Below are 8450 nucleotides of genomic sequence, written 5' to 3' on the forward strand. Positions count from 1 at the left end.
CGCCTTCCGGCACGGACCCGTCACAGGTGAGACGACCGGGACTCCCGCGGGAGTCCCGGTCTTCTCACCTGTGACGCGCGGCCGACGGCGCCCGGCCGTCGCGGTGGGCGCGGTCAGCGGAGGGAACCGGAGAGGGCGACCTCGTAGACGTGGACGAGTTCCTGGCTGATCCGCTCCCACGAGTAGCGGGACCGGGCGCGGTCGGCGCCGGCGAAGCCGAGCGCGGTGCGGCGGGTCGGGTCGGCGAGGAGTTCGCGGGTCAGGCGGGAGGTCTGCGCGGGACGGTCGGCGGGCACCAGCAGGCCGGTCACCCCGTCCACCACGGAGTCGAGGTGGGCGCCCACCGCCGAGGCGATGACGGGCACGCCGCAGGCCATGGCCTCCAGCACGACGACGCCGGCCGGAGCCTCCTGGGGCAGGGAGACGACCACGTCGGCGCTGCGCATCAGCTTGGCGACCGCGGAGTGCGGGATGTGCCCGAGAACGGTGATCCGATCGTCGACGCCGATCTCCTTGGCCAGCAGCATCATGCGGTGCGCGTCGGCGTCGTGCTCCAGGTCCGCGACCGCCGGGCCACCGGCGATGATCAGCTCGGCGTCGGGGATGCCCTCCAGGGCGCGGATCGCGGTGTGCACGCCCTTCTCCGCGGTGAGCGGCCCGACGTGCAGCAGGCGGGGGCGGGTACCGCGGGCGGAGGCCGGCCCCTGACGGCGGAACCGCTCGACGTCGACACCGCACGGGATGACCGAGATGCTGCGGCGCGGCACGCCCAGCCGGATCAGCGAGCTCTCCTCGTCGCCGCACCCGGCGATCACCGCGCTGGCCCGGCGCCCGATGGCCCGCTGCAGCCGCACACGCTTGGCGTCGCGGGGGTGCTCGCTGCTGAACGTCTGGGTGAACGGCACGTTCAGGCCGTTCGCACCGGCGATGGCGGCCAGCCCGCCGGTCCAGGAGTGCGCGTGGATGACGTCGGGGCGGTCCTGCCCCCAGCGGTGCATCAGCTGGTCGCCGAGGTCGGAAAGGTAGGGCAGCACGCTGTCTTCCGGAAGATCCTGCGCGGGCCCGGCGGTCAGGTGCTCAAGCGTGACGCCCTGCGACACGCGAACTTTGGGCTTGTCAAGGTCGGAGTTTCTCCGGGCGTAGATGGTGACCTTGTGTTCCCGGCCGAGTTCACGGGCAATGGCCATCAGGTGAGCGCGCTGGGAGGCGAGATCGGACTCGTCCCGGGTGGAGGAGAGAGCCTCGGAGGAGACGAATGCAATGTTCACGGCACACCTCTGGGAGGAGATAGGCATGGAAAGCCTGTTATTCCTTCAGGGGTGCCTGCGTCTTAGGCACACGTCTGCATTGCCCTAACCATACCCCGATCTCAGCCGGAGCCAAACCCGCGGGGGTCAATACCTCCTGCTCTGCCGTGACTCCTCGGCCCTGGCGCTCGGGACGTGCAGCTGGATCACACATCCATCCCGGTCGTTGTGGATGTCGAGGCGGTCGCACAGCTGCCGGGCGATCCACAGCCCGTCCCCCGGTCCCGGCGCCGGTCCCGGCGGGAGGAAACCGGCGACCGGGTCGGTGACGCGCCTGCCCCGGCGGTCGACATGGCAGGTGATCGCGCCCAGCCGCTCCCACAGCCGTACCGTCACGGGCGGCTCCAGCAGGGTGGCCACCTCGTGGGCGGCGACCGAGAGCAGGGTCGCGCGGTCGTGACTCAGTCCCATGCAGGAGGCCTGGCCGGTGACGAACGCCCGCAGGGCATGGAGCGTCTCCACGTGCGCGCCGGCCGAGCCTTCCTGCGGTTCGAGAGGCGGGACGGAGTCGCACTCGCCGATGAAACCCACCGGATCGGTGTACTCGGGGCAGGACACCATCGAGACGCCGTCCTCGGAGAGGGTGGGATGGGTGCGCCTCGCGGCGGCGACCACCGCCTGACCCGCGGTCCTGGTGTCGTACGGGCAGATCATCCAGACGTTGGTGCCTTTCAGCAGCAGGTTCAGGCCCGACTCCATGCGCTGCCAGGCCCGCACGTCGGCGGGCGCCCGGCCGGCCCACACCGGCTCGGCGAGGATCCGCACGTGACCCCCGCGCGGGGCCTCGGGCCCGCGCCGCTGCCAGTAGCGGTGGAAGGCCGTGGCGCGCTCCACGGTCCGGCGCCCCAGGAACGCGCTCTCCGCGTAGTCGACCAGGCGGCCCTCCCTGCCCAGGGCAACCGCCAGCAGCTCCAGATTGGCCGAGGTGGTCGTGACCATCACCGGATCGCCCTTGGCCAGCCCGTCCCGGACGAACGGCAGCGCGATCTCCAGGAAACGCCGGTCGGAGCCGTAGACCGCGGCCTGGTGGATGGAGGTCATGGAAGATCGTCGTGGTCGCGGGAGCGGCGGGGGCGCCCGTCGGGCCCACTCCAACCGGCAGGGGACCGACGCGTCGAGGGGGAGCCGCTCGGTCTCGGAGCCGGCCCGCTCCAACCGGCAGGGGACCGACCCTGAAATGATCTCATTCTCCGCCCCACCTGGCCGGACACGGGCGCCGCCGGGTGCGGTCCCTCGTCGCTCGGTGAGACCGGCAGGCCACGCCGAGTTAGCCAAGTTATACGACACGCAGGGCGAGTATCACGATCTCATCCCAAACTCTCCCGCCGGAGAACGCGTGCCGGTCCTCCTCCACCGTCTTGACGATCTCGGCGGGGGAGCGCGTCACGCAGCGTGCCAGCACGTCGGCCAGCCTGGTCTCGCCGTAGGACTCACCGAGCTCGTTCTGCGAGGCGACCAGGCCGTCGGAGTAGAAGACCAGGGTCTGGCCGGAGGCCGGCGTGAGCTCCTCGGTGAACATCTCGGCCTCAGCGGCGATGCCCAGCGGCACGCCGCCCCCCGCGGTGAACCGCACCCCGCCGTCGGGCTGCAGCAGCGCGGCGGGGTGGTGTCCCGCGCTGGCCAGCCTGATCTTGCGCGCCCGGATGAAGCCGGTCACGGCCATCACGAACATGCCGTTGTGCTGGGCGGTCAGGGCCTGGTTCAGCTTGCGCATCACCTCACCGGGGTCGGATTCCCAGACGCTGAGCACGCGCAGCCCGTTGCGGACCATGGCGCTGACCGACGCGGCCTCCTCGCCCTTGCCCGCGGCGCCTCCGAGGGCGAAACCCCACCCGTCATGTGTGCGGAAGACGTCGTAGAACTCGGCGCCGACCGGGCTGGAGCCCGCGTTGTAGATGGCGGCGGCCTCGAATCCGGGGATGTCCGGCAGGCTCCGGGGCACCACGCTGGTGCGCAGCGCGTCGGCGGCCCGCGAGCGGGTCTGGAAGCTGCGCCGGGCGCGCAGTGCGAGCCCCAGATGGACGCCGATCTCCTCCATCAACCCCAGATCGGCCAGCGAGAACGGTTCACGGTCGCGCAGGCGCACCAGGGTCAGGGAGCCCAGTACGTCGTCCTCGCCGCCGATCGGCACGATCAGCACCGAGGCGGCACCCATCACCCGCAGCAGGGGCGGCCCGCCGGGGACGTCGCCGAGCAGCCCCTCGTCCTCCAGCATCTCGTGCACCACGCCCGAGCCGCCGGTCAGCACGTGCGCGATGGCCGGTGCGGCCTGCGGGTTCAGCTGTTCGGCGAGGCGGACCAGCTGGGTCACCGGCTTGTCGCTCGGGCCGAGCACGCAGGCGCGGGCGGGGACGCCGTCGCGGATCACGTCGGCGATCACCCAGTCGGCCGACTCCGAGGCCAGCAGCCGCGCGGCCCTGGTGACGGTCACCGGCTGGCGCAGGCTCTCCTCGTCGAGCAACAGGCGGGTCATCCTGGCCAGCAGTTCCTGCCGGCGTGCCGCGGCCATGACCAGGGTGGCGTCCGACCGGTCGGCGGGGCCGTGGGGCGGCCCCGCCACCTGCGCCTCCAGCGGCAGGATCATGACCGCGACCATCTCCTGCGGCTCGCCCGGCATCGTCAGCCGGGTGACGGCCAGCTGCACCGTGTGCGCGCGGCCCTGGTGGGCCAGCCGCGTCTGGAACGTCGCGGTCTGACCGCCCTGCTGGACCGCCGTCAGGTGCGAGCGGAACGCCGCCCGACGGGAGACGTCGACGAACAGCGGGAACGAGCGGCCGATCAGATACCCCGCCGGGCTGCCGAGCATCCGGGAGGTCTCGGCGCTGATCCGCCGGACCACACCCGAGGCGTCCAGCACCACCAGCGGGACGGGGAAGGTGCGGAAAACCTGCCGCAGTAGCTTGAGCTCCCGCTGCGATCCGTTCTCCCGCTGGCCCGACCGCCTGGGCGCCTTGCGCAGCTCGCGCACGGAGGTCTCCAGCAGTTCGCGGGCGGTGTCGAGCTCCGCCAGCGCCGCGTCAAGTGTGGACCGGGGGTCGGCGGGGTAGGCGGACTTCGCCTCGCGCAGGGAGGAGACCCTGGCGCTCAGCGCGCTCAGCGCCTGCTCCAGGCTCTGCAGGCCAATGGCGTCGGTCAATGCTCGTCCTCGTCAGGGGCCGGAGTGGGCTGGTCCCGTCGTAGACGGTACGCCACCCCGATAGGTCGAATCGATCCGTGGTCGGATAGTGGTTAAGTTAGTGACACAGGGAGGGGAGCCGCGAGATGGACATGGTCACTCCCGTTCTGGCCCGGGATCTGGCGGTCCTCGGCAGGGTCAGCGAGGAGACGTCGAGCGAGAGCGTGCTACGCGGGCTCACAGCCACCCTCGCAGGCGGTGTGCCCGGTTGCGCGGGCGGGTCCGCCGAACTCTGGCGCCAGGAACGCATGGTCGTCTCAGCCTCTCACAGCGAGCTCATCGTGCTCCTCGACGGCGAGGAGGAACTCGGTGAGGGGCCTTCGACCGAGGCCCGCGCCACCGGACGCCACGTGGTCGTCCAGGACGTCCTGCGCGAGTCCCGCTGGCCGGCGTACGCCGGTATGGCGGTCCGCTGCGGCGTCCGCTCGGTTCTGGTGATGCCGATCACCATCGAGCACGCCGTCCTGGTCCTCGGCCTGTACGGCGTGCGTCCCGGCGTCTTCGCCGCCAGGAACGTCCCACCGCTGGCCGACATGCTCGCCGAGCAGGCAGGGGTGGCGCTCGCCAACCTGTGGGACTACGACGAGGTCCGTACCGACGCCGCCCAGATGCAGGAGGCCCTGGCGGGCCGGGCGATCATCGACCAGGCCAAGGGCATCATCATGAAGTCCAGCGGCTGCTCGGCCGAGGCCGCCTTCGACGAGCTGCGCCGTATCTCCCAGCACCACCAGGTGAAGGTCGCGGACCTGGCCAGGCTGCTGGTCGACGAGCACCAGCGCAACCAGGGCGAGAAAACCGGCTGAGCGGGCGTCCACCGGCGCCGTGTCGAGGGCGGTGAGCCGTAGTGGTGATCGGGTCTGGTGCCCACGGGACAGAGGAAAGGGAAGCCGATGATCCATCGACGGAGTGGGGGAGCGGGTGGCTGACCTGCTGCGTGTCTCTGTCGCCGAACTGGCGGACGGCGCCGCCGACGGCCCGTTGCTCGACATGTCCAAAGGGGTGTGCGAGCCGATCGTGGGGGTGGAACTGGACGGCGGCGCCGACGCGGCGACGCTGGACCGGGCGCTGACGCGGGCACGCGCCTGCGACCGGCTGCTGATCGGGATCACCGGGAAGCCGTTGCCCGCACAGGCGGTGGGTCTGGCGCAGGCGCTGGATCTGACCCTTGTCGGGACGGCTGGGCCGACCGGACGCGAGTGCGTCGCCGTTCCCGACCCCGAGGAGCGGCTCACGGCCGTGCACAGCGCGGCGCTGCGCAATCCGCAGACCTCCGTTGTCTTCGGCGCCGTCCTTAGGATGACGGAGGCACTGGAGGTCAGCACCGCGCTGGACGTCGAATCCCTGGCCTACTCGACCCTGCTCGGCGGCCCCGAGTTCCGCCGCTGGCTTGATGGCCGCCGCCGCCGGCCGGTGCCCGTGGCGGTGGCACCACCGGTGCTGATCGACCGGGCCGGCGACCGCCTGCTGATCACGTTGAACAGGCCGGAGCGGCGGAACGCCTACGGACGGGAGGTCCGTGACGCCCTGGTCGAGGCCATGCGCCTCGCGGTGCTCGACGACACCGTTACCCGGGTAGTGATCGACGGTGCCGGGCCGTCCTTCTGCTCCGGGGGCGACCTCGACGAGTTCGGCACCACTCCTGATCTCACCACCGCGCATCTGGTGCGCACCCGCGGCGGCGCGGGAAGGCTCGTTCACGAGCTCGCGGACCGGGTCGAGGTGCGCGTGCACGGTAGCTGCGTCGGAGCCGGGATCGAGTTGCCCGCCTTCGCCGGAACCGTGATCGCCGACCCCGGGGCCACCTTCCGCCTGCCGGAAATCGGCATGGGGCTGATCCCCGGCGCGGGCGGCACGGTCAGCATCCCCCGGCGTGTCGGCCGCTGGCGCACCCTCTACCTCGCCATGACCGGTGAGCCCATCGACGCGGCGACCGCCCTGTCGTGGGGGCTGGTCGACGAGGTGATGCCGTCAGGGTGATCAGACGGGTCGCCCGGCCCACCGGATGCCCCGTGAGGCGGAGGAGGGGCTCATGACGGAGTCATGGGCGACGCCGCCGCCGGGCGGCCGCGGTAGGCGTGAGGACCCATGGAAAACGCCTCAGCCGAAGGCGGTGATCGCGTCGTCGATCGTGTCGTAGAGGGGCAGCCGCTGGGCCAGACCGGTGATCCACATCACTTTGGTCTTGGCGTACTCCACTCCGATGAGCGCGAACTTGGCGCCGGCGGTGGTGCTGACCTGCCAGTGGTGGACGATCAGCCCCAACGCCCGCGAGTCCATGAAGGTCACGCCGCCCAGATCCAGTGCCATGTCCAGGCCGTGCTCGCTCGTCTGTGCCGCCAGGTAGTCGGCGAACTGGTCCCTTGTCGTCGCGTCCAGCAGGCCCGTCACCCGGATCACGTTGATCCCACTGACGAGCGCCGACGTGAGAGTCAGGGCTGCAGATCTCTCACCGTTCTCCGACACCGTCACTCAGCGCCTCCTCGCACCATTCGATTAGCAACCTTACTGTTACCTGCGGGCGAGTAATACTCCAGGATTCAGGGGAATGGTGGAACCAGAGGTCCAGCAGAGGGCCTCGCCTCGAAAATCAGTCGAGGCGATGCCGTCTGCCCGGACGTTGCTCCGTGGTCGGCTCGCCCGACAGTAATACCAGGGAGCAGCAATGTCTGTTCAGGCACTCGACATCACCGACATGACCGCTGAGGACCTCCTCGCCGAGATGTCCCTGCCCGAGGTCTCCGACCACCGAGCCGAGCGCCTGCGTGAGCGCATCGTCGAGATGCACCGCCACCTCGCCATGGAGATCGCCCGCCGCTACCGTTACCGCGGCGAGCCGATGGAGGATCTTCTGCAGGCCGCGTACGTGGGGCTGATGAAGGCCATCAACGGCTTCGACCCGACCCTCGGGCACCCCTTCCGCGGCTACGCCGTGGTCACCATGACCGGTGAGGTCAAGCGCCACTTCCGCGACCGCACCTGGGCCATTCGCGTCCCCCGCGTCTACCAGGAGCGCAGGGCCGAACTGAACCGCCTGGTAGCCGACCTCAGCCAGGAGTTCGGCCGTGCCCCCACGGTCGCCGAGCTGGCTGTGAGGATGCACATCTCCGAAGAGGACGTGTTGCTCACCCTCGACGCCTCCGCCGCCTACAGCGCGCTCTCGCTGGACGCCCCCCTCGGCGCCGACGACGACGCGGCGGCGCTTGGCGACGTCATCCCCGAGGAGGACGACGCGCTGGGCACCCTCGTGGACCGCGAGGCGATCAAGCCGTTGATCGACAAGCTGCCGACGCGCGAGAAGAACATCCTGCTGCTGCGCTTCTTCGGAAACATGACCCAGGCCGAGATCGCCGCGGAATTCGGGATCTCCCAAATGCACGTCTCCCGTATCCTGCGAAAGGTGCTCGACCAGCTCCGTGCGGAACTTGTCGCCGAATGCTGAATACACACTCTGTTACCGGGCACCTCAGTCGGCGACAACGGACGTGGCGTAAGGTGCCTTTGAACGAATCCCGGATGCTGAGGACGACAGCGGACCGGGACAGGGGAGGCGGATCTCGGGTGAACGAGGACGGTGTTCGTCCGGCTCGCTTCACGGCGAGCGGCGCCCGTTCCAGGATTTCTCCCGCGGGGACCGCGGTGGCCGAACTCGCCTTCTGCCTTCCCGATCTTCCCGACGTGCGCGACTTCGCCGCCGCCCAGGCCGTGCGGAGCGGCATGTCACAGGACGGACTCGCCGATTTTCTGGTGGCGCTGAACGAGGTGGCCACCAACGCGGTCACCCACGGCCACACCAGCGCCAAGGCCATGCTGCGGATGTGGACCGTCGGCCGGACCCTCGTCGTGGAGATCCACGACGAGGGTCAGTGGGACCCCGGCGACTCCCCCGGATCAGGCCGGACGGCGCGCGGTGCGGGTGCCGCGCGTCGGCGGCAAAGGGCCGTGCGAAGCCCGGGTCCTCGACCGGTAAC

Annotated in this window: 8 protein-coding genes; 4 read left to right on the top strand and 4 right to left on the bottom strand. The window is 70.6% G+C overall.

All coding sequences use genetic code 11. The features are described from left to right. Positions 1-113: 113 nt before the first annotated feature. The 3 genes from ABT130_RS45930 to ABT130_RS45940 form a co-directional block, all read right to left on the bottom strand. The gene (locus ABT130_RS45930; RefSeq protein ID WP_350966250.1) at positions 114-1268 is read right to left on the bottom strand and encodes a glycosyltransferase; all 1155 of its coding nucleotides are present in this window, start codon (positions 1266-1268) and stop codon (positions 114-116) included. Positions 1269-1394: 126 nt separating this feature from the next. After that, entirely contained in the window at positions 1395-2348 is a 954-nt protein-coding gene (locus ABT130_RS45935; RefSeq protein WP_350930138.1) for an anti-sigma factor RsbA family regulatory protein, read from the bottom strand. 235 nt (positions 2349-2583) lie between these two features. After that, entirely contained in the window at positions 2584-4443 is a 1860-nt protein-coding gene (locus tag ABT130_RS45940) for a SpoIIE family protein phosphatase (protein WP_350966251.1), read from the bottom strand. 125 nt (positions 4444-4568) lie between these two features. On the opposite strand from ABT130_RS45940, the gene ABT130_RS45945 reads away from it, so the two are divergent. Both ABT130_RS45945 and ABT130_RS45950 read left to right on the top strand, forming a co-directional pair. Beyond that, positions 4569-5285: an ANTAR domain-containing response regulator gene (locus ABT130_RS45945; protein WP_350966252.1), complete on the top strand. Its 717-nt coding sequence runs from the start codon at positions 4569-4571 to the stop codon at positions 5283-5285. A 115-nt stretch (positions 5286-5400) separates the two neighbouring features. Next, positions 5401-6459, top strand: a complete 1059-nt coding sequence (locus ABT130_RS45950) for an enoyl-CoA hydratase/isomerase family protein (protein ID WP_350966253.1) — start codon at positions 5401-5403, stop codon at positions 6457-6459. A 120-nt stretch (positions 6460-6579) separates the two neighbouring features. Here the strand turns inward: ABT130_RS45950 and ABT130_RS45955 are convergent, their stop codons facing one another. Next, positions 6580-6951: an STAS domain-containing protein gene (locus ABT130_RS45955; RefSeq protein ID WP_350930133.1), complete on the bottom strand. Its 372-nt coding sequence runs from the start codon at positions 6949-6951 to the stop codon at positions 6580-6582. 193 nt (positions 6952-7144) lie between these two features. Between ABT130_RS45955 and ABT130_RS45960 the strand changes: the two genes are divergently transcribed. Together ABT130_RS45960 and ABT130_RS45965 are read left to right on the top strand one after the other, a co-directional pair. After that, positions 7145-7921 (top strand): SigB/SigF/SigG family RNA polymerase sigma factor, encoded by a 777-nt coding sequence (locus tag ABT130_RS45960; RefSeq protein ID WP_350930132.1) that lies wholly within the window; start codon positions 7145-7147, stop codon positions 7919-7921. Positions 7922-8040: 119 nt separating this feature from the next. After that, positions 8041-8450 (top strand): ATP-binding protein (locus ABT130_RS45965; RefSeq protein WP_350966254.1); only part of this gene is annotated, 410 nt, incomplete at its 3' end.

Origin of the sequence: Streptosporangium sp. NPDC001681, assembly GCF_040298085.1 — a bacterium.
Taxonomy (GTDB): Bacteria; Actinomycetota; Actinomycetes; order Streptosporangiales; family Streptosporangiaceae; genus Streptosporangium.